Source organism: Mycoplasma miroungirhinis (genome assembly GCF_013008815.1).
Taxonomy (GTDB): domain Bacteria; phylum Bacillota_I; class Bacilli_A; order Mycoplasmatales; family Metamycoplasmataceae; genus Metamycoplasma; species Metamycoplasma miroungirhinis.
This window is the reverse complement of sequence record NZ_CP053097.1, coordinates 458561-483480: the sequence shown is the minus strand read 5'-3', so window position 1 is coordinate 483480 and position 24920 is coordinate 458561. Positions and strand designations below refer to the sequence as shown.

Annotated in this window: 9 protein-coding genes; 3 read left to right on the top strand and 6 right to left on the bottom strand. The window is 22.0% G+C overall.

What is annotated here, in order from left to right; all coding sequences use genetic code 4:
• The 5 genes from HLA92_RS02010 to HLA92_RS01990 form a co-directional block, all read right to left on the bottom strand.
• Positions 1–1791, bottom strand: a complete 1791-nt coding sequence (locus tag HLA92_RS02010; protein WP_171113036.1) for an ABC transporter permease — start codon at positions 1789–1791, stop codon at positions 1–3.
• 227 nt (positions 1792–2018) lie between these two features.
• Positions 2019–3371, bottom strand: coding sequence for a C1 family peptidase (locus HLA92_RS02005; protein WP_171113034.1), 1353 nt, complete (start codon positions 3369–3371; stop codon positions 2019–2021).
• Complete coding sequence (locus tag HLA92_RS02000; RefSeq protein WP_171113032.1) at positions 3353–4672, bottom strand: C1 family peptidase; 1320 nt, start codon at positions 4670–4672, stop codon at positions 3353–3355. Before HLA92_RS02000 ends, HLA92_RS02005 begins: the two co-directional genes overlap by 19 nt.
• A 17-nt stretch (positions 4673–4689) precedes the next feature.
• Positions 4690–5817 carry a hypothetical protein gene (locus HLA92_RS01995; RefSeq protein ID WP_171113030.1) on the bottom strand — a complete coding sequence of 376 codons (1128 nt, stop codon included), beginning with the start codon at positions 5815–5817 and terminating at the stop codon, positions 4690–4692.
• A gap of 32 nt (positions 5818–5849) precedes the next feature.
• Positions 5850–7463, bottom strand: a complete 1614-nt coding sequence (locus HLA92_RS01990; RefSeq protein WP_171113028.1) for an ABC-F family ATP-binding cassette domain-containing protein — start codon at positions 7461–7463, stop codon at positions 5850–5852.
• Positions 7464–7582: 119 nt separating this feature from the next.
• Between HLA92_RS01990 and lysS the strand changes: the two genes are divergently transcribed.
• A complete protein-coding gene (lysS, locus tag HLA92_RS01985) occupies positions 7583–9052 on the top strand; it encodes a lysine--tRNA ligase (protein WP_171113027.1) in 1470 nt (489 codons plus the stop codon).
• 70 nt (positions 9053–9122) lie between these two features.
• On the opposite strand, the gene HLA92_RS01980 is transcribed toward lysS, so the two are convergent.
• On the bottom strand, positions 9123–9929 hold the full coding sequence (locus tag HLA92_RS01980) for an alpha/beta fold hydrolase (protein ID WP_171113024.1): 807 nt from the start codon (positions 9927–9929) through the stop codon (positions 9123–9125).
• 192 nt (positions 9930–10121) lie between these two features.
• On the opposite strand from HLA92_RS01980, the gene HLA92_RS01975 reads away from it, so the two are divergent.
• Both HLA92_RS01975 and HLA92_RS01970 read left to right on the top strand, forming a co-directional pair.
• Positions 10122–14696 carry a hypothetical protein gene (locus HLA92_RS01975; protein ID WP_171113022.1) on the top strand — a complete coding sequence of 1525 codons (4575 nt, stop codon included), beginning with the start codon at positions 10122–10124 and terminating at the stop codon, positions 14694–14696.
• 186 nt (positions 14697–14882) lie between these two features.
• Positions 14883–24689 (top strand): hypothetical protein, encoded by a 9807-nt coding sequence (locus tag HLA92_RS01970; RefSeq protein ID WP_171113020.1) that lies wholly within the window; start codon positions 14883–14885, stop codon positions 24687–24689.
• The last annotated feature ends 231 nt before the right edge of the window (positions 24690–24920 follow it).

Below are 24920 nucleotides of genomic sequence, written 5' to 3'. Positions count from 1 at the left end.
TTATTTATAATCCTTTCTTTTGTATAAAATAAATACACCATTGAATAAAATAATAATTAGCATTATTCATAAAAGAGCATAAACATTTTTATTAACAATTTGAACATCTCTATTAATTGCAAATACTTGATTGTCTGAAACAAATAAGTAATTTTTATCACTATTTACTAAACTATATCTAATTACCACATTTTTATCTTTAACTAATGAAATTTTTTCATAACTTTCATAACCACCAATTAAATATGTATGATCAAAAAGATTTAATTTGATTTGACTATCACCAAAAGTATCAACTGTATTAATATTTTTTATCGTTGCTTGATATAGTTCTGTATTTTGATAATTAAAGTAAATAAAATTTAATAATGCAACAGCAAAATATATTTTTCTTTCAATTTCTGATTGTAATTTCTTTTCTTTAATTGCAAACGGATTAAATAAAGTTAAATTAGGATTTAAATACTGATTTACATCACTTTTTTCATCTTGAATATATAAAGAAATTGCATTTAATAGTTTTTTATGAAGATTAATTAAGTTATGTTCTTGTTGATTGTTAGTAAAATTATCAATAAATTTCTTTGCAATTTTATTAAAATTTTGATCTTTTAAAATTTCATCAACATATTCCCATTTTAATTTTCCAACTAAATTATTTTCACTAGAAAATTCAGAACTATCTTCTGAAAATACATCATTTATACTATCTGCACCTTGTCTTGCATAGATAATATCAGTATTAATTGTATTTTGAATTTGAGAATGTGATTTTAATAAACCAGGTACTATGTATTTTTGTATATTAGATGAAGTTAAATATTTTTGTAAATTGACATTTTTATCTAATTTATACTTAAATAAAATACTATCTAAATCCTTGTAATAAATGTAATTATTTAAATTAGAGAAGTTATTTTTTGAAATAGATTCAAAAACATTTTTATTTTGGAAATTAAACACATCTAATAATTGGTATGGAACTGAAAGTCAAGAATAAATTTGTCATTCTTTTGATGATTTATTAGCTATTTTCATAACTTCTTCTAAATATGATGTTTGTTTATCACTAAATTGTTTATTTTCTAAACCATTTGTAATTAATAATAATTCATCTTTATTATTATTTAAATAAAAAGGTTCTACATTTACTTCATTTCCTGAAAAATGATATGGATATTTTTTATTAATATAATAGGCTGCATTATTTATATTTGAAGTTGCATTAGCAGATAGTAATGATCCACCTAATAATAATGGAATAAAAAATATCATAGGTAAAGTAATTGATATTTTTTGATTAAATTTATAATTTATTAAAGCTGTTATTAATGATATTAATAAATAAGTTGCAAATCCTACTGCAAATAATAATAATGAATATAAAAAAAGTAATGAATCTGAATATAAAGCATATGTGCTAAATAGACTTGAAATAAATAAAATTATTGACCAAACTAGACCAAAATAAATTAATGTTCATAATTTACCTAATATAACATTATTTCTAGAAATAGGTTTAGATAATGTTAATAGTTCTAATCCTTCTTGTTCAAAGTCTTTAAAAATATTTAAAGCCTTAATTGATGCAAATAAAACTGTTTCAATTAAAATTGCAAAAATATATAAATAATATGATAAAAATAAGTATTTTTCACTAATAGCAAATTTAAAAATAAGACCTAAAATAAAAGAAATAATTAACGTTAAAATAGGTAAAATAATTGAGCTTTTCTTTTTAAAAACTGTTTTAAAAGCGAATTGTGAATATTTAAAAGATGATATTTTCATTTTTTCCTTTCTTAATTTTCTTAAAGATATTATACAAGAAATAAATAAAAATGGAATTTTTTTTGTATTCTATTTTTATTTTTTTTGTGTTTTTAAATATATAAAGTAAAAAAAAAGTATGGTATAGAGGTAAAAAAAAATTGAAATAATAAAATACACTACTTTAAATTAAAAAACTAAAATAAAAAAATTAAACTAACATCGTCTGCTAATTTAATTTTTATTTTTTAGTGTAAATACGCTAATGGATCTGTGTAATCTAAAATAATATGTTCTTGTTCTAAACCTTTTAAATATTTTGATTGAACATATTTTTTATCTACTACACATTGGTAATTATATTCTTTAAATCAATCATTTGACATACTGAAAATACCTTTAAATGCGATATCTTCTCCTCAAGAATTTTCAACTTTTCATTTAATAATATTTCCATTTGAATCAATATCAACTCCTACTATGTTCATTAAATGTGTAGGTAATGATTGATGTAAATTTAGTCTTTGTTCCCGATTTAAATTTAAATAAACTAATGTATTGTTATAATCATAAACATTTAAATCCATAATTCCTGATTTTCGGTCGTGAAATTTAGATACATCACAAGCAAAAGGAACTGAAACTCCATCTAAAATAGATTTTTTAGTAGCTTCTATTAATTCTTTCATTGGTACATTTAATTGTAAATTATTAGGACTTTCATACACACTATTAAAATATTTACTACTTAAAACTTTTCCATAAGGATGTATTTTACGAGGATCAGAAACTAAATTGACTTTATTATTTAAGACATTATCACCGATGTATTTTTTATAAAATTCTAAAGGTGTAATATTTTTAATTTTTTGGATTTTTTTATCTTTATCACGATATTGAAAATCAAATTTTTCAGGTGGAATACCTAGTGTTTTACTTGCAATATTATAAATATCATTAAGAGCTATAATTTTTAATTTTCTTAGTTGTTGTTCAGATGCATTATTTTTAGATGCTTTAATTATTTTAGAAGCACATTCTTTTGCTTTGGTATTTAAAATTTCAATAAATTCACGTGAAGATTTTGCATCAAAAGTATCATCCATTAAGTATTTTGGAACAATTCCATATTTATTAATTAAACCTAAAAATCACTCTCAAAATCCCCCATCATCAGCAGGACTATCCATTAAATACTTAAATAATGGATCATTAAAATCTAAATTAAGCCCATTTTGAATTACATTTTCTAAAAAGTTGTTAACTTTTTCTAATTTATCGTAGAAATATAAATAAGATTGACTTAGTTCTAAATCTTCTATATTTAAATTTTTCATAGCTTCTAAACGAGCCATATTTAGAGAAGCAAAAATTCAGCATCTACCTGATGATTGTTGATTTGTAATTGAAGGTTGTTGTATTTCATGACTAAATACGTTGTTATGAATTTTTAAAATATCATTGTTAAAAGAAGCATTTTTTATTCCATTTTTAGCAATTGCATTTGCAATTACATGATTAGTTTGATTTTTATTAAAACTTTGTTTAAATTTTTTTAATAATTTATTATTAATATTTTTCATTATGCTAACGGATCTCATGCTTCTAATTTAATAGATTCTTCTTCTAAACCTTTTAGATATTTTTCATCAACGTATTTTTTATCTACAACACATTCAAAGTTAAAATCTTCAAATCATTTATCTGACATACTAAAAATACCTTTTTTACCAACCTTATCACCCCAAGAATTTTCAACTTTTCATTTAATAGGATTCCCTTTTTCATCTAAATCAACGCCTATAAAATTCATTGCGTGATTTGGAGAAATTATTCCTAGTTGTAATTTTTGAGCTTTTGTTAAAGTATCTTCAACACCTAAAACATTATTTAAATCATATAATTCTGTATCTAAAATCCCTGATTTATTATCTTTAAATTGACTAACATCACAACCAAACCAAACACTTTTATTATCTAAAATGCTTTTTATTGTAGCTTTTTTTAACTCTTCCATAGGTACGTTTAATGTATAGTTAGTTTTACCTTCAATTGAAGTTTTAAAATATTTAGATTCAATAACTTTTCCATAAGGATAAATTTCTCTCGGATCAGATACTAAAGTAATTTTTTGGTCTAATTCTTCACCTACAAATTTTTTATAAAATTCCATTGGAGTTAAATTAGTTTCGCGATGAAATTTATCATCTTTATCTCGATATTCAAAATCAAATGTCTTTGGAGGCATTCCTAGTGATTTGACACAAATTTGATAAATTTCATAAAGTGCTTCTTTTTTTAGATTAGCAATCAGATTATCTTGATTTTGTTTATGAGCATTGATGATTTTGAGTGCATGTTTTTTTGCTATTAAATTCAATGTTTGTTCAAAAATACTAGTGTTTTCTGAGTGAAAAGTTTCATTCATAATGTATTTTGGAACAATTCCATATTTTTTATTTAATGATATATATCATTCTCAATAACCACCATCAGATACTGGATTATCTAAAAAAATTTGCATTAATCTATCATTAAAATCTAAGTCTAAACCATATTGAATAATATTTTCGAAAAAAGTATTTGCTTTTTCTATTTTTTCAAAGAAATATAAGTAATTTTCAGAAAATTCTAAGTCTTTAACTTGTAATTTTTCCATTGCACTAATTCTTGCCATATTTAATGATGCAAAAATTCAGCAACGTCCAGATGATTCTTGATTAGTAATATCTCCTGTTTTGATTTCATTTGAAAATTCATTGTTATGTTTTTTTAAAATATTGTTATTAAAAGATGAAGCATAAATACCATTTTTTGCTATTGTATTTTTTATTGTATTTGCTTGTTTATCAGAATTCAAACGTTTTTCAAATTCTTCAAGCATAAGATTATCTATTATCATTTTTCTCCTTTTAATATTTAAATTATAGCATTTTTTAATATTGAGATATTTCTTATATTCAATCTAATTGTGTCGATAAAAGTTGTTATATAAGTAATAAATATTATTATCAAAATTAAAAAATAAATCACATTGTTATTTATATAAATTCAATCATTTACTCTTAATATCACTGTTGATGTAATTGAACCTGGAAAGGTCAATCAAATGTATTTTTCATCATCTTTATTTTGTAGATGATATTTTCATTTGTGTATAAAACAAAAAAAATATGTAAAAAGACATAACAGTAATAAAAATGTTGTTATTGTTGTGTATAAAATATAATTATTTAAAAATGTGAGTTGAAAATTTAAGTATTCAATTAAAAACATTTTACTTTTTATATCATCACTAAATAATAATTTATTAGGATTAAAAGTTACAATAAATCCTAAAAATAATAAGTTTAAAGGTCTTGTAAATATTGCTATCGCTACTATATTTTTATTATTTTTATAACTGTTAAAAATAAATTTATATGCTTTAAATAAGTATAAAAAAATGACTAATAAAAATGAAATAAATCAAATGATTTGAAAAAATCATAAATTAATAAAATCACCTAAATTGACAGAAAATGTTGAACTTAGAGATAAAGTTGTAAAAATAAAAATTAAGTTAATAAATCCTTCTTTATTATTTAAAGTAATTTTTACAAATTTTAGTAAATAAAAAACACAAAACATAAGTTCTAAAACATAAATTATTACATTCATTACTGATAAAATACTTAAAATTGTCTGTTCATAATTAATTAAAAAATGATTTGTAATTCAAGTATAAGTATTGATTTGCATTGTTATTAAAACAAAAAATATATATAAAGAAACAATGTTATTTTCATTCTTTATATCATTTTTGAAACTATTGAGATTTTTTAAATACTTAAAAATAAATAATATTTGATAAATTAAACTTAAAAGTATTACAAAACATAATATTGTGAGATTAAAATATAAAATAATTTGTTTATTTAAATTATTTGCTTGAAAACTGAATTTTTCTGTAACTAAAACTAAAAAAATTGTAATACTTATAAATCTTCAACCAAGATTTAAGATAGTGTTAGGAATGTAATTTGATTTATTGTATGATATTGTCATTTGATTGTAATTTTATCTTTTAATAAAATTTATTAATAACCCATTTCTTCTTCATATTCATCTAAAGTTCCATAGTATAAGAAACTTTCGTTAGATTTAATTTCTAAAATCACATTAGCAGCAGCTTTTACAAGTCCTCTGTTATAAGTTGTAAAAATTACTCCAGATTGATATCTTTCTAATGCTTCAATTAATGAATCAATACTTTCAGAATCTAAATGGTCAGTAGGTTGGTCAAATACTAAAAAATTAGATTCTTCTAGCATTAATTTACTAAACATTAATCTTGCTTTTTCACCACCACTTGTGACTTTAACTTTTTTAAAAACTGAATCATTGCTAAATAACATTCTACCTAAATAAGATCTCATTCGATGATCTGAATTATCTTTTGTTTCTTGAGTTGAATTTTCAAGTGGCCATTGGCTTATTCATTCCATTATTGTTAAATCATTTTGAAAATATTTTGCATTATTATTTGGAAAATAATTAGGTTTGATGGTAATACCTCAATTAATTTGACCAGAAGTTGGTTTTTCAAGTCCCATTAAAATTTCTAAAAATTTGGTTTTTGCAATATCATCATCGCCAATTAAAGCCATTTTTTCACCATTTTTTAAAGTAAATGAAACATTTTTAAATAAAGTTTCACCTTTATCATTTGTATAAGTTAAATTATTTACTTCTAAAATTTGTTTTCCAGGTGCTCTATTTAAATCAAAATTAATAAATGGATATTTTCTACTTGAAGGTTTAATTTCATCAATGACAATTTTTTCTAGTGCTTTTTTTCTACTTGTTGCTTGTTTAGATTTTGATGCATTTGCACTAAAACGAGCAATAAATTCTTTTAATTTTGCAGCTTGTTCTTCTTTTTTTAGATTTGCTTGCTTTTGCATTTCTAAAATTAATTGACTTGATTGTTTTCAGAAACTATAATTTCCTGTAAATAATCTAGCTTCATTAAAGTCTATATCAACAGTATGAGTACAAATTGAATCTAAAAAATCACTATCATGACTTACTACGATAACAATATATTGATAATCAATTAAGAAGTTTTCTAATCATTTAATTGATTTAAGATCTAAATGGTTAGTTGGCTCATCCATTATTAAAATATCTGGATTACCAAATAATGCTTTAGCAATTAATACTTTCACTTTTTCAATAGCTTTTAAATTAGACATAGGTAGATTTCATTTTGTTTCATCAATTCCTAAACCTGATAGAAGTATTTGTGCATCATTTTCAGCAGTTCATCCGCCCATTTCACCGAATTTTTCTTCTAAGTGACTTGCTCTTTCATAGTCTTCAATAGTTGATTCTGGATTTTCATAAATTGCATTTTTTTCAACTTGAATTTTGTATAATTCATCATTTCCCATTATTACAACATCAGTTACATTAAATGCATCAAAAGCATTTTGGTCTTGACTTAGTACTGAAATTCTTGAACCTTTTGATTTAATTATTTCACCACTACTTGCTTCTTCTTGTCCGCTTATTATTCTTAAAAATGTTGATTTTCCTACTCCATTTGCACCGATTATTCCATATGTATTACCTTCTAAAAATTTTAAATTTACATTTTGAAATAATTTTTTATCACTAAATACTTTGCTTAAATTTTGTACTTCTAACATATGTCTCTCCTAATTTAGTCAATATTAATTAATATTTTACATTATTGTGTAATTTTATGTTTATATTTTGAGAAATAATGTAAAATTTTATTTATTATATTCAATGTTTAAGGAGTAATATGACCAGAAAATTATCAGAACAAGAAATTATTAGACGTGAAAAAATACAAAACTTTAAAAATATTAATAAACAAGCTTTTGAATTAGCAATTCCTGCCTCTCATACAACAAGTCAAATTATTGGAGAATTTTCTAATTTTTCAAGAGAAGAATTAGAAAACCAAAACAAAACTATTTCAATTAATGGTAGATTAATTGCCAAAAGAGGTCCTTTTCTTGTGCTCCAAGATAGAGATAACACTATTCAAATTTATGTAGATAAAAAAATACTTGATGAGATACAACAAGAAATATTAAAAAATTTAGATTTAGGTGACATTATTTTTGCTCAAGGTACTGTTTCTAAAACACATACTGAACAATTAATGATAAAAGCTAAGAAAATTGAACTTTTAACTAAATCATTAAAAGTTTTACCAGATAAATTCCATGGATTAGTTGATCAAGAAGAAAGATATAGACATAGATATGTAGATTTAATTGTAAACAAGGAAACAAGAAATACATTTATTTTACGTTCTAAAATTATTTCTGCAGTAAGAAAATTCTTCGATAATATAGGTTATTTAGATGTCGATACACCAGTTTTACAACCTATTTTAGGTGGAGCTGCTGCCAAACCTTTTGTTACTCATTATAATGCTTTACAAAGTGATTTTTATTTACGTATTGCAACTGAATTACCACTTAAAAAATTATTAGTAGGTGGATTAGAAAGAGTTTATGAAATAGGTCGTATTTTTAGAAATGAAGGTGTTGATACAACACATAATCCTGAATTTACATCAATTGAATTTTATGAAGCATATTCAAATATGGAAGGTATGATGTTACGTTGTGAACAATTATTTGAATATTTATCAAAAGAATTAAATATTGATAAAGTAACATTTGGTGGTAAAGAAATTTCTCTTAAAACTCCATTTAAAAGAATAAATATGGTAGATGCAGTAAGTCAAAAAATAGGACTAAATATAAGAGAATTAAATGATCAACAAGCAATAGAATTAGCAAAAAAACACGGAATTAAAGTTGAAAAATATTTTAAATTAGGTCATGTAATTAATGAATTATTTGAATTATATGTTGAAAAAGATTTAATTGAACCAACATTTGTTTGAGGTCATCCAATTGAAATTTCACCATTAGCTACAAAAATTCCAGATGATCCTCGTTTTACATTAAGAGCTGAATTATTTATAAATACAAAAGAATTTGCTAATATGTTTACCGAATTAACTGATCCAATTGATCAATTAGAACGTTTTGAAAATCAATTATCAGAAAAAGAATCAGGAAATGAAGAAGCAAATGAAATTGATTGAGATTTTGTTGAAGCTTTAGAGTATGGAATGCCTCCTGCTGGTGGATGCGGTATTGGAATTGATCGTTTAGTGATGTTATTAACTGGAAATGATTCAATTAGAGAAGTTTTATTATTCCCTCAACTAAAAAACTTACAAAAATAGTTATATTAATCTAAATCAAAAAAATAGGCCAAAACCTATTTTTTTGATTTAGATTGAAACAAATTAATTATTAACTATTAATAAAATCTAAAATAGCAGCTTTAAAATCAACTGGATTTTCAAATCACATACTATGACCTGAATTTTTAATTACATAATGTTTAGTTTTTTTGTTTAATTTTAGATAATGGTCATTACATAATTCAACATCAACTATACCATCGTGATCTCCATTTATTAAAGCTAAAGGAACTGGACAATTTTTAATACCTTCATCTACTATAATTTGATTATGTTCTTCAGGCATTTTATATCCTCAATCATAAATTACATCTAATCTTTTATGTGTATTTTCATCACTGAATTTCTTTTCCACTTGTTTTAAAGTTTCTACATTAGTTAAAATAGGTTCAGGATTATAAAAAAGTACCGGAATAAGTTTTTTATAATCTTCTAAGTTACGTGGGAAGAATAAAGGTCATTTGTAATTATATTTAAGCATTGTTCTATTCATTGGTGCTAATAAAATAACTTTGTCTAAGTATTTTTCTAAATATGGAGAAACTGTAGCAGAAACTCCACCACCCATTGAATGACCTACTAGTGTTAAATTATGTAAATTTTTATTAGTTACAAAATCAATAACTAAATCACGAAATGATTCCATATTCATTAATTCATTTGCAATTTCACTTTGTCCATGTGTTGGTAAATCAATTGCATAAATGTTATATTCATTTTCAAATAATTTATATACTTCTTCTAAATAACCAATTTCAGAAGTAAAACCGTGAATTAATAAAACATTTTTCTTAAAATTTTTATTAATTTCTAAATAATGAATTTGTCTATTTTTAAAATTATAAAATTTTTCCATATTATTTCCTTTTTAATTTCTATATAAAAATTATATATAGTAACTAAAATTAAAATAAAACAAAATTAAATTATTTATACATAATAAATTTAAAATTAATAAAATTTTTGTTATATTTTATAGATTTATTTTGTAAATAAAATGTTTTCAATATAATAATATTAATGTTTATAATTAGCTATTAAGGAAAATATGTCAAAAAAATTATTATTTGTTAGTGCTAGTACTTTTATACCTGTTGTTTCTCTTATTGCTATGTCTTTAAATAACAGTATTGATAAAAATGTTCATAAAGATAATAATTTAGCTTATGTTTGAGATAATAAAGATATTAAAGATCGATTTAATAGAGTGTTAGCGGAAAACTGAATGAGTGAAATAAAAGACGACCGTAGTTTATTTTCTTTAAGTATTCCAGGTACTCATGATTCAGCAATGTGAAATGGAAGAGGAATAGCTTATACATTCGGTTCACAATACGCAAGGACGCAAGCATATAATTTCAATGATCAATTGCGATTAGGAATAAGAGCGTTTGATTTAAGAATGACAAGTGATGGTTGATTAAAACATGGATCAACATATTCACAAAGCACTTTTAATAGTGCGATGAATGAAATTACTAAGTACTTAGAGAAACATAAAACCGAGTTTGTAGTAATTAGAATTAAGGATGAAAATTTTGATGTTAATTCTAGATATGATGCAAATAATGCTAGTAGAATATATAATAATGTTTTAGATAAATATAATAAATATTTATACAATCCACAAGGAAAAAGTTTGTTTGAAATTCAAGACCAAAATGGTTTTAATATAGGACAATACAGAGGAAAAGTTATTATTTTAAATCATTGACATCATAAAGTAAATCAAAGCCGTAAAGGCGGATTTTTATATCGTGAACTTGTTTATAAAAATTATACAGAACAAGATAAATATGATGGAGTAGATCCATCTTCAAAACTACAGTTAGTCAAAGACTTAATTAATAGTGCAAATAATCGTCCATATAGTGAACAAAATTTATATGTAAATTTTGTATCTTTTGCAAGTGGTTGAAGACCTTTATCTAGTGCTTATAAAATGAATGGTCCTTTAAATGATTGATTAAATAAAAATGAAAAATTATCCACTTTAGGTGTTATATATACTGATTTTCCTGGACCTGCTTTAATACAATCAATTTATCGTACTAATTTTTATTATAGTGATGAATATTTAGATTCTGAAGGTATAGGTAAAAACGTTTTAAAGTTAAAATTGCAAGATGTTTTTGAAGAAGATAATGAATTAATTTTTAAAACAGATGATTGACAAAGATATAAAAACACCAATATTGAAGTTTATTTAAATAATCAAAAAATCCAAACAAAATATTTAGATGATAATTATAATAGTTTAACTTTTAAAATAACTTTAAATCAAACACTACATAAAAATGATAATTTAGTTATTAAATCATATAAATTAACACCAAATAACGGATGATATCAACAAAGAAAATATAATCAAAAAGAACTAAGAAATATTGATATTTTAGATAATCTGATTTTATTAAAAAAACGTAGATTAATTGATGAAATTACTCAAATTAAACAATTATTTACTCAAAAATACCCAAAAATCTCTAATTATATAGATTTAAAATATATTAATGAAATTAATAAAATATCAACAAAAAACCCAGATTCAAACACTATTTTAAATAGTTATGAAACTAAATGAAATAATATTAAGACAAATTTAAATGATTTTTATAATTATTTAAATGATTTAGAATTAAAACAAAATGTATTTAATAGACTAAATACAAAAATTTTTAATTCTCAAAATCTTGACAAATTAAATAAATATAATAATATTCAAACTCAAATTAATTCTTTATTTAATGAAAACCAGGATTTAACAAGTTTCAACTTATCTAACTTAATAAATTCAATATTAAAAAATACAAAAATTCTAAAACATTTAACTAATCTTGTTAATAATTTTAATTCTAAAAATATTCACCAAACTAAAGATGATTTTAATAATTTTGAAACTGCAATTAATTTTGCAAAAGAATATTGAAATAATCAACTTTTAAAAGTAATTAATCAACCTAATGATATTTTGTCTCAATTAGAAAATATTAACAATTTAGATAACTTAGAAACTAAAGCATATGAATTAATTCAGTCATTTAATACTGAAATTACTACTTTAAAAACACAAATTGAAGCAGCGAAAAATAATATCTTAATTTTAAATAATTACTTTGTAAATAATGACAACAAAGATTTAAAACAGATGTTTTTAAGTGATATAACTAATTCCATTAAAAATTTAGAAAATCCTAAAATATTAATTGATAAAATAAATGTTTTTAAAGAAAAATTAAATACCTTAAAAACATTAGTTTTAAATTCGGAACAATTTAAAACTGATAATCATTTTTTAGATTTTTTAAGTCATGATAAAGAACTTTATACACAAACTATTAATAAATTGAAAGTAGATTTAAATAATTTTAATTCTGATATTTATAATTTCCAAACAATTGATAATAAAATTTCAAATTTAAGGAATTTAGAAAAAAATATTAGTTTATTAAACACAAAATATCAACAATTAGCTTTAAAAATTAAAAATAGTGATAAGTTATTTGCTGAACAAAAAAATTTATTATTAGATTCAATAAAAAAATCAAATTCAGTAACTTACAATACTATAGAAAATCTAAATAATTTAGTAGATTCTTTTATTAGAAATAACTATGAATCAAGAATTAATTCATTTATAAATTTAAATGATGCTCAAAAACACAATACATTAAATAAAATTAAAAATATAATTAATTTAAATGAAATTGACAATGAAATTTCAGTTATGTCTATTTTAAATAACAATATGCAAATTTTAAAAAATGTATATAATCTCTTTAATAATTATCAAAATACTAATGGGTATATTGTTTTAGAAAATAATCAAAAGCAAGAGTTAGATACTTGGTATAACAAAGCTCAAAATAATTTAAATATAAACATAAATAATAATCAAGTTTTGGAAATTATTAATCATCTGGAAAAATATAAAACGATATTTGATAATAAAACAATTGATGAACTAAAACAAAAAATTACAGAAAATGAATTATTATATAATTTTCAAAAAAATCAATTAAATGAACAATTAAACATAGCAACTTCAAAACAAGATGTTATTAATGTTGAAAATGAATTGGATCAACTAAAAAATTTCAATTTAATTTCGAAAGATAAAAATTCATTTAATAACTTATCTTCTAATCAAAAAACATATATTTTAAATCAATTAAGAAATTCTCAAACTCAAGATATTTATAACAAAAATAAAAATATTTTTAACAATTTATTAAATGCAATTAATATTGCAAAAAACTTATATGAAATTAATAAAAATGTAATTTCTACTGAAAAATACATAAATAATACTGCGAAAATGCAACATAATTTTCAAACTAATCTTAATAAATTATCAAATATTTATCAAAATTCACTTAGCTTAGGTGAAATAAATAATGAAATGCAAGATTTTCATAACTTTTTAAGTGATTTTGAAAATTCTCATATTTTATTTAATGAAAATGAACATAAAAAACGTCTTATTTTAGAATATGAACAAATTGTTAAAACATTAAATGATAAAAAAATTACATATGATAATTCACAACATGCATATGATAATTTAATTAGTAATATAGAAAATAGTATTAAAGTAAACAATTTAGTAGTTTATGAGGAAAATGCAACAATTAAAACAATTGAAAATAGTAAAAATCATCTATTAGAACTTTTAAATAAATTACAAATTTCAGAAGAGGAAATTAATAAACATCTTGAAGAAGAAAATCAATCTTTATTAAGTATTATTAAACAACAAATAAAACAACAAAAAGAAGCTATTCAATCAGATTTTCGTCATAAATTATTTATTAATATTGTTAATAATTACAATCAATTTTTAAATACTAAATTAAATAATTTACAACAAAATAATAATAATTTTCAAACACTAAAATCACTTTTAAGCGATATTAATAAACAATATGAACAATTTAAAATAAATATACAAAATAAAATAGATACTGAATTAAATAAATTGATAAAAGAGATTAAATTTAGTGTTTTAAATAATAAAACATTAGATGAAATAACTATAAGTGATCTTAAAATAATAAAAGATACAAACATAAATGTCAAAATAATGAGTATTTATCCTGATTTTAATAAAAAAACTTTATTAGTTAATTTTGAAGCTCAATTATTTAATAAAAAACAATCTTCTAATTCAACAATTTCTCAATTAAAAATTAAAGTACCTATAATTAAGAAAAAATTCCCCCAAGAAAATATCTTTAAAAATATTAATGTTAAAGATATAAATTTAAATGGATTAAATGAAAAAGAAAAGATTAAAAATTTCATACTTACAAAAATAAAAGATATTGTAAAAAATTATCAATATGAAAAAGATTATAAAATTCAAAATTTAGATGATGTTGCAAAAGAATTATTAAAATCTTTTAAAAATAAAGATATTACAAATAAAGTTACTTTAACATTAATAAATTTAAATAATAAAAACGATAAATTAAATATAAATTTATTAAATTATAAAATTAACAATCCAACTAAAATTTCTAAAAATATAATTATTTTAATTAGTGTTTTAGTCCCAAGTTTAGTTATATTAATTTTATTAATATTAACTAAATTTAAAATACTTAAAAAAAGAAATAAATAATTCAAAAACGTATTTTTTTCACCTCAAGGGGTGTTTTTTTTTTTTTTTTTGGAAAAATTAAAACAATAAAATTAAAAACATAGGAATTTTTATATAATAGAATAGCAAATTTTACAGATAAAAATAATATTTTTATATTAAATTTATAACTTTAAAATAAATAATTAAGAAATTTTAAGGATTTTTATGAATAAAAAAAATAAAAGAAAAGTCATGGGTATATTGGCCATTTCTTCTTCTGTTTTAACCGCAACTACTACTGCGTTTTTAGTTGAAGAAGCTAAATTAAATAAATTAATCAGTACGCAAAAGAAAATTTGAGATGATTTAGATAATTTTAAAAATGTTGAACTAAAAGGAAATGAATTTTTAACTAAAATTATTAAAAATGTTCTAAAAGATAACCCTGTTTTAAAAATATATGATGATACTTTTCAACAAGTACAATTAAAAATTGATAATTTAAAGTTTGCATTGTCTAAATTTAAAGAAATTATTAATCAAGCTAAGCAACTTGATTTTTCAAAGTATCAAAAATTAGCAAAAGAAGTTGAAGACTTTTTAAACAATCAACTTTCATATGATGAATATAAAAACATTTATGATGAATTATTTAATACCAAAACAGAAACTGATAAACACGTTAATTCTCAATCTACTGAAGATGAATTATTAAAAAATTTAAAAATACTTCAAGATGCTTTTGATAATGCAAAAAGAGCAAAAGCAATCAAAGATAAAGATATCAAATTATTAGTTATTACAAACTATGAAAAATCTTTAAGAGAATTAAATGATTTCATCCAAAAACCACTGTCAATAGAAGATTTTTATGATTCATTACATAGTTTAGAAATTGCTAATAGAGATAAAATCATCAAAAATATTAACCCTGAAATATCAACTACATCAGATATAATTAAAGCTAATAAAAATTTAATTAAAGAATTAAAAGATGCAAAACAAAGAGCATATGAAAAATCACAAAATGAATTTAAAAGAGTTTATGATTTAGCTAAAAAATATGCAAATGAAGTTTTAATAACACCGGATGATAAAGAATTAAAAGATGAATTTAATAAACATTTAGATGATGAATATAATCTAGTTAAAAATGAAAATAATTTAGATGTTATCAATAAAAAAATAAAAGATATTTTAAATGATTGAGAAGCAGTAAAAGTTCAAAAACATATTACTGATAAATTGCGTAATAGTGCAATGGATCTTTTTGATGAAGCAAAAAAACAAGCTGAAATGTTTTTAAATGATTTTCAAGATAATAAATATTCTGACATAAAAAAATATGTTGAAGATATTTTTAACCATGAAAAACAAAATATTAATGCAAAAACATATTTAGAAATTCAAGAATCAGCTAAAAAAATTCAAAATGCTATAAAAGATAAAAAACAAGAAGCACTTAATAAATATCAAGAAAATTTAAATTCTTTAAAAACAATAAAAGATACATTAAATGATCCAAAATATGAATCAATAAAAACAGAAATTGAACAATTGATTACTAAAACAGATAAAGTTGCAAATGATCCAAATTCAACAACTAGAGAAATTTTAGATGCAGCTGAATCTTTAAAAAATTTAGAAAAATTAATTGAAAATAAAAAACAAGCAAAAAATAACATTGATAATGCTTATCAAGATATTGAATCATATATAAACACACATACTCATCCTGAATCTTCAGATTTAATTAAAAAACTACAAGATAAATTAAATGAAACAAAAGAAATAGTTAAAAATCTTTCTAATGCTTCAGAAATAGATAATGAAAATAATAAATTACAAAAAGTTTTTGAAGAAACTAAAAATGAAGTAAATAAAAACTTTGAAAAACGTGAAACTGAAAAATCTAATTATGATAAGGTAGTTAAACTAGTCTCAGATTTATTAGATAATATTAAATCTAATTCTGCACTTTATCCTAATTTAGCAGAAAAATTAAATAAAACAAAAACTGAAACAGATGCAGTTGTTGCAAAAAAAGATACTCAATCAACAAGTGATGATATTAAACAAGCAACTACAAAATTAAAAGCAACTTATGATGAAGTTGATGCTGCTAAAGATGAAATTGATTTCAATAAAGCAAAAGAAACTTTTGATTCTAAATTATCAGAAACAAATGAATATAGCAATGGTTTAGATGCTAATTTATATGGTGATATAAAACAAGAATTAAGTAAAAAAATCTCTGATATACAAAACACTTTAAATAAAGTTTTAAATGATAATTCTACTTCTAAAAAAGATAAAATTAAAGCATATATTAAAGCACAAGAAAGTTTACAAAAAGCTTTAGATGATGCTAAAAAACAAAAAGAAGAAGATGATAGAAAAGCAGAATTTCGTAAATTTGAATCAGTTAAAAATGAAGCAAACAATTTTATTAAAAATAATTTAAGTGCAAGTGATTCAAATAATTTCATTAAAACTCCTTTAAATAATGTAATTTCAACAGAATCAACAAAATTAGAAAAAGATATAAATGAACAAAATCCTGAAGTTAAAGATGGTGTTTTAAAAGATGCAATTACTGAATCAATTACTAAACTTCAAGAAGCATTAGATAATGCTAAAAAAATTAAAGCAGCAAAAGATAAATATCAAGAAACTTTAGATAATGCTAAAAATAAATTATTAGATATTGGAACTCCCGTTTTAAATAATGATGATAAAAACTTACATGATAATTTATTAAAAGTTATTAATGATTCAACAAAAGCATTAGAAGATACAAATAATAAAACAGAAGATAATTTTGCTGACCAAGCTAATAAATTAAAAGATGCTACTGAAACTGCTAATTCATTATGAGAAGCAAATAAAGCTAAAAGAGAAGCAGCAAAAACTAATTTATTAAACAAAATTAATGAAATCAAAGATTATGTTAATACTAACTTAAAAAATGGTTCAGAAACAAAACCAGAACATATTAAAACAGTAGAAAAAATTAATAAAGACTTAGAAGCTGCAAAAGGAATTTATGATTCATCAGCTTCAACTGAAGCTAATTTAATAGAAGAATTAAATAATTTAAATAATCAAGAAAAAACTCTTAAAGCTTCAGAAAAATTTGATAAAAAATTAGTTGAAGCTTCAACTTTTGCTAATTCATTAACCGATCCTTTAGAAAAAAATATTAAGGATAATTTAGAATCTGCAATTGAATTAGAAGAATCAAATAAAACTAAACAAAATGCAGATGAAAATGCAGTTAATGAAGCAACTGATAATTTAAATAAAGCAATTAATAAAGCAAAACAAACTCAATTAGATTTATTTCAAAATATGTATGATGATTTATCTAACAAAGCACAAGAATTATTAAATTCATTAGATGAAACCAACTTACAAGATTCTCAAAAACATCCTGAATATCCAGATATTAAAAATAAATTAAAATCTGTAAAAGATACAGAAGATGCACGTTCATTATCTTCAGTTAATCCAAAACCAACAATTGAAACTTTAAAAGATTCAGTTAAAAAATTAAAAACAGCTTATGATGCTGCAGTTTTAACTAAAGCAAAATCTGATTTTGATAAAAAATACCAAGATATTTTTGTAAAAGTAAATGATAATAAATATTCAGAAATTAAAAAAGCTTTAGAATCTACATTACAAAATAGTAAAAATATAAGAGATAATCAACAATCAACTGCTTCAGATATTAATAAAGAAACTAAAAAATTAATTTCAACAGATTCTAATTTAGATTCTGTAATTGAAAAATTTGATCCTTATTATGAATCATTAAACAAATTACAACATTTTAAAGAACAATTAAAAGCAAATCAAGCTAAATATCAAGATATTATTAATACAATTGATACTTCATTAAATGCAAATAATCAAGAATCAATTACTTCTAATGAAGATAAATTAAATGCAGATGTTTATAAAACTAAAAAGATTGCTTTAGATAAAGCTTTAGAAGATGCTAAAGTAGCTAAAGCTAAAAAAGATTATGAAGATGAGTTAAATAATAAATTAACTGATAATGACTTTGATTCATTACATCAAGGTGCAAAAAATAAATACAATGCAGAAGTTGAAGAAGTAAAACAAAATCTTTCTAAAAAATTAAATGATTTTGAATCAGATTCTCAAACATCTTATAAAGAAAAAATTGCAACTTATAAAAATGCTTTAAATAATTTATTAGAAGCTAAAAAACACGTTGAAAAAAATAAAGTAATAGATGAATATGAAAAAGCATTACATGATGCAAATGCATATAAAGATTCATTAGTAGTTGATGAAGATCATAAATACCAAACAAAAATCAAATATGATTTAAATGAAACAATAAAAGCAAATAATAATGACCATGATCATATAGATAATGCTCAAAATTACAAAACTCAAACTCAACAAAAAATAGAAATGGCTAAAAATAATTTAACTCAAGCTTTAGAAGATGCAAAAACTCAAGAAGCATTAGTTAAAAAACAAAAAGATATTTTTGATACTAAAAAACAAGCAATTGCTGATGCAATGAAACTTTATCCTACTTCTTCAACTACATTGCAAGAAGTATTAAATCAACAAAATCAAACAATTGAAAATAGCATTAATGCAACTCCACCAACTATAAATGCAGATACTTATAAAAATGCTTCTGATGCAATTGATCAAGCAATTCAAAAAGCAGCATATAAAAAATATAATGATTTATTAAATAATGTAAATAATTATATAAATAGTGATTTATCAGATCCAAAATATCAAAACATTAAACAAGAACTTGAAGAAGTTAAAAATAGTTTAAATAATGTAACAGAAACTTCAACTAAAGAAACATTAGATAATGCATATGATAAATTAAAAGCAGCATTTGATAATATAAAAGCTAAAAAAGCTTTTGATGATAAATACAATGAAATATTAAACATAGTACCTCAAAATACTACTGATCCTCATGCAAATTATGATGCTATTAGAAATAAATTAGTTAATGAAATGCAACATGATAAAGCAATTAGAGATGATCAACATTCAACTACTCAAGCAATTTTAGATGTTACACAAGATTTATCAAAAGATAATGATGCATTAAAAAACAAAATTACAGAAGTTGTAAATAACTTTAATCAATACAATGATAAAGTTAATGAAGCAACTAAATATAAAAACGCTTTAGATTTAAACCAAGATGAAGCTAAAAAAATCATAAATGATGCATTAGAATCATATAAACAATCAAATATAACAGATAATGATGTTTTAAATAAAGATAAATACAATGAATTTAAAAATAAACTAACTGAAGCATTAGACCATGCAAAAGCAGTAGAAAATGCTAAAAAAGCATATGAAAATTCAAAATCATCAGTTGTTCATGATGATCAATTTAATACAAATCCAGATGCATTAAATAAATACAAAAAAGAAATAGAAGATGCAAAAAATACTTTAACAAATGATTTACATAATGCAAATGGTGATTGAGAAAAAATTAAAGAAGCATACCAAAAATCAAAAGATGCTTTAGATCAAGCTAAAAATAATATTTCTAAAAATATAGCACAAGAAAATTATGAAAAGAAATTAAAAGAATCAAAAGATTTATCAACAACATTAGTTGATAATAAAGATGATGTAACTAAAGCAGCTACAAATGAAGATCATCATAAAAAAATTGCAAATGATTTAAAAAATAAAGTTCAAGCAATTGAAACTGAACTAAACAATGTAATTCAAGATACTTCTAAATCAGAACAAGAAAAAGAAGATGCATATAATAATGCTAAAACTAAATTACAAGAAGCAATTAATGATGCTAAAACTAAAGAACATGAAATAGATGAAGCTAAAAAAGCTTATGATGAAAAAGTAAAAGAATTAAATAATTACAAAAACACTTTAACAAATGAAAATGAAGATATTAAAACTTCATTAGACACTGTTCTAACTAATGCAAATAATGCTTTAAATACTAATCTTCATAAAGATCCTTCAACTATTGACAAACAAAATTATCTTGATCAAACTAAAAATCTTCAAGATGCTTTAGATCAAGCAAAATTAAATAAAGCTAAAAAAGAATATGAAAATTCTAAAGCTCAAGCTACAGAAACATTAAATACTTTAAATGAACATCCAAAAACTAAAACTTGATATAAAGACACATTAGATAAAATTAATGAAACATTAACTAATGATTTAAAATTAGCTCATACTGATCCAGAAAAAGAACAAGCATATCTTAAAGCAAATGAAGCAATTAAAACTTTAAATAATAGTTTAGAAGCTAAAAAACAAGAAGAAACTAACGCTCAAAAACAAGGTTATGATTCTTCAAAATCTGAATTAGAAACTATTTTAAATAGATTAAAAAATAATCCAGCTGCAAATGATATTAAAAAAGAGCTAGAAGAAGCTAAGAAAAAGGCTGAAAAAGTATTAGTAGATCCTAAAACACCTACAAAATATCAAGGTGCAAAAGATATTTTAGATAAAGCAATTGCAAAAGCAAAAGAAGATGAAAAACAAGCAAATACTAATGTTTCAAAATCTAATGCATATAAAACTTTAAGTGATCAAGTTGCAACATATATTTCTAGTGATTTAAGTAATAACAAATATTCAAATATTAAAGACGCTTTAAAATCAGTTAAAGATGAAGAAGATAAAAAATCTCTTCCTACAGTAACACCATTTCCAAGTCAACAAACTATTGAAGAATCAATTCAAAAATTACAAACAGCTTTTGATAAAGCCAAAGCTCAAAAACAATTTGATGATTCTTATAATCAAATATTAGATAATATTGGAACAGATACAAAATATTCAAATCTTAAATCAAATGTTCAAAATAAATTATCATCTCAAAAAACTATTAGAGATAATCAATCATCAACCGCAAATCAAATTAATACTGCTACTCAAAATTTAAATAAAACTACTTTATTAAATACAATTAGCCAAGTTAAAACTAAATTAGATAATCTTCTATCTACTAAACAACAATTAGATAGTTCTATTTCAAATACTGGAAAATATAAAAATGATGATGAAATTAAAAAATATATAAATTCAGTAACTAATTCACATAATGAAAACAGTATTACAGGAGATGATATCTTAAAACCAAATGTTTATCAAACTCATACAGATGTATTACAAACTGCAATTACTAAAGCTCAAAACATTAAAACTAATAAAGATGCATATTCACAAGCTAAAACTTCTTTAGAAACTAAAGTTCATAAAGTTACAAATCAAGATGCTAAAAATAAAATTAATGCTAAAAAAACTGAAATTACTAATAAATTAACTAGTGATATAACAGCTGCTGCAAATAATCCAGAAAAACTAGCTCAAGCTTATAAAGATGCTAAAGATAAATTAACTCAACTTGAATCTGATATTCCTAAGTATCAAAAAATAGCAGAATATGAAACAAAAAGAAATGAAGTGGAAAATTATAAAAACTCTTTAACAAAACCTGAATATAATAAAATAAAAAATAAAGATTTATTAGATGCTATTACACGTGCTGATAATAATGTTAATAAAAATAGTAATTATGCAAATAAAACTGAAGAACAAATCCAAGTACAAATTCAAGCATTAAATACTGCAAAAACAAATGCTCAAAGTCAAGTAAATGAAATTAATAGTAAAAAACAAGAATTTGAAACTTCTAAAACTCAATATACAGCATTTAAAAACATAGCAAATTCAAAAACTCAAGAATTACAAACTGAATTAACACATCAAGAAACAATGTTACAAAGTAAAATAGGTAATAATACAATTGATGCTAATTCATATAACACTGCAACAGATGCTTTAAAAACAAAAGCAGCAAATGTATATCAATCATTAAGTAATGAAGTTAATACTTATTTAACTACTAGTCCAATTAAAGATGAAAATTATAAAGATTTAAAAACTAACCTTGAAAATACCAAAACAACACAGGATAATATTGCTTTACCTCAGCGTAAGCCAAGTGTTAAACAAGTTTCAGATGCTTATAAAGCATTAAATGATAAATATAATGACACCAAAACTAAGGTTGCAACTCGTCAACGTTTAGTTAATTCATATAATAGTGCAAAACAACAAGCAGAAGCAGATAAAAATGAATTTACTAATGAAAATAATGACATTCAAACTTGATTTAATTCAGAAATAACTAAAATAGACCAAAAAAGAAAAGATGCAATTAATCATAATCCTTCAACTTTAAGTGATGATATGTTTACAACTTGAACTAATGAACTAAATAATCTTAAAGTTAATGCACAAAAAAAATTAATTGATAAAATGCTTAAAGAAATTGAAGACAAATTAAAATTACCAGAAAGCGATAGAGTAACTGAAAGCGCTAACGCTTATAATCAGTTAAAGGAATTAAAAAATAGATTAACTACTTTAAAAAGTAACAATGATATAAATCAATTAAAAACTCAAAATAAAGAAATTAGTAGTTCATTAAAACAACATATTAAAACTATTGATGATAATATAAAAGCATACAATGCAGAACATTCTAAAGCAGTTGATAAACTAGCAAAGGAAAAAACATATGTAGATGGTTTAACAACTACATTAGATAAGATTGTAGATTATACAAATACATGAGGTAAATCTACTAATTTACAAAGACAAAATACAAATAAAAGTGATTCTATTGTCGATCCAAATCACAATACTTTATCTAAAGATAAAAAATATTTTAAAGAAAAAATTACAGAATTACATAATGCATTACCTGCTTATGATACTAAAGCACAAAGTAAATCTATAATGCAAAATAAAGAAGTTAATAATCATGAATTTGGTAAATTAGATTCAAAACAGTTAAAAACTTATTTAGATGAATTTAAACAAACCGCAATTACCTGAATACATATTAACAAAATAGATGACCCAAAAAATGGATTTAATGGAGAACATACATTTACAGGAGCAGAAGGAGTTACTAAAGATGAAAGTACAAATCACTTATATAGTGATGTTAAACATAATTTTATAGATAATTATGATGCAAAATACAATCCACCAACAACTAATGGCGAACAACTAGTTCAAAAAGATATAAACTTTGAAGATTATGTAACTTATAGAAATATTTGGTATAAATCTGTTGAATCTTATGAAAAAGAAATGTATAAATTAAAAGCTCAATTAAAAATATTATTTGGATACAATGATAATCATCAACCTGGAACATTTGTACAAAAATTTAGAGAATTATATAGATATGTTCATTTAATCGCTGGTGTAGAAGCATGAGCATCTATTTTACATCGTTACTTCCATCAAATGGTTACTGGTGTAAATTATTATGAAAATTTTGATGATTACCAAATTAATATTACTCATAATGGAAAACCATATACAAATCAATTATTATATTCAGATGTATATGAAGATTTAGCTACATTCCAAAAATTTGATAAAAAAGGTCTTCGAACTAAAGAAGGAAAAGATGATAAATGATCAAGTATGCAAATTTTCATTGATGAAATAAATCAACGAAGAGGGGAACTTCAAGGTAATTATCCAGGAGCTAGTTATAGATTAGATAATTATTCACAATATTATTGATATAAAAATGCTAATTGAAATAAGTTAAAATTAGCAAATGGTAAACTAGATACATACAATTTTAATGACTATATAAAATTTTTAATAAAATCTTTATTAAAGAAGTTAAATATTAATGAAGACGATCCAAATGATGAATTAGCTAAACAATATAAACAATTAGAAATGGTTTATGGTTTTAAATTGGGTCTAAACACCAAAATCGACCGAACATGAAAAAAACATGAAGATAGAATAAATAATATAATAGACACATATTTTAAATATATAGAAAAAAAATATCAACCTACAAATGGTGAATTTAAACAACTAGTTTTATGAGATGCAAAAGGTAACGATGCATCATCAACTCATGCATTAGACAGTTTAGATTATTATAATCCACCAGAAGAATTTCATTTTTAATTTAAAACGTAAAAATTAATGAAAAATAGTTTTATAAGTCTATTTTTCATTTTTTTTATCACTTTTTTTTAAAAAAATCAGTTTTTAAATGTAATTTAAATGTTGGTAAATTAAAAAAACTAAAATCTTTACTTAGTAATAATCCAAAATAAAGTTTAACAATTTTTTTATTTGTATAAATAAATTAAAGACTTATAGAAAAATTTAATTAAAAAAAACCTTAAGAAATGT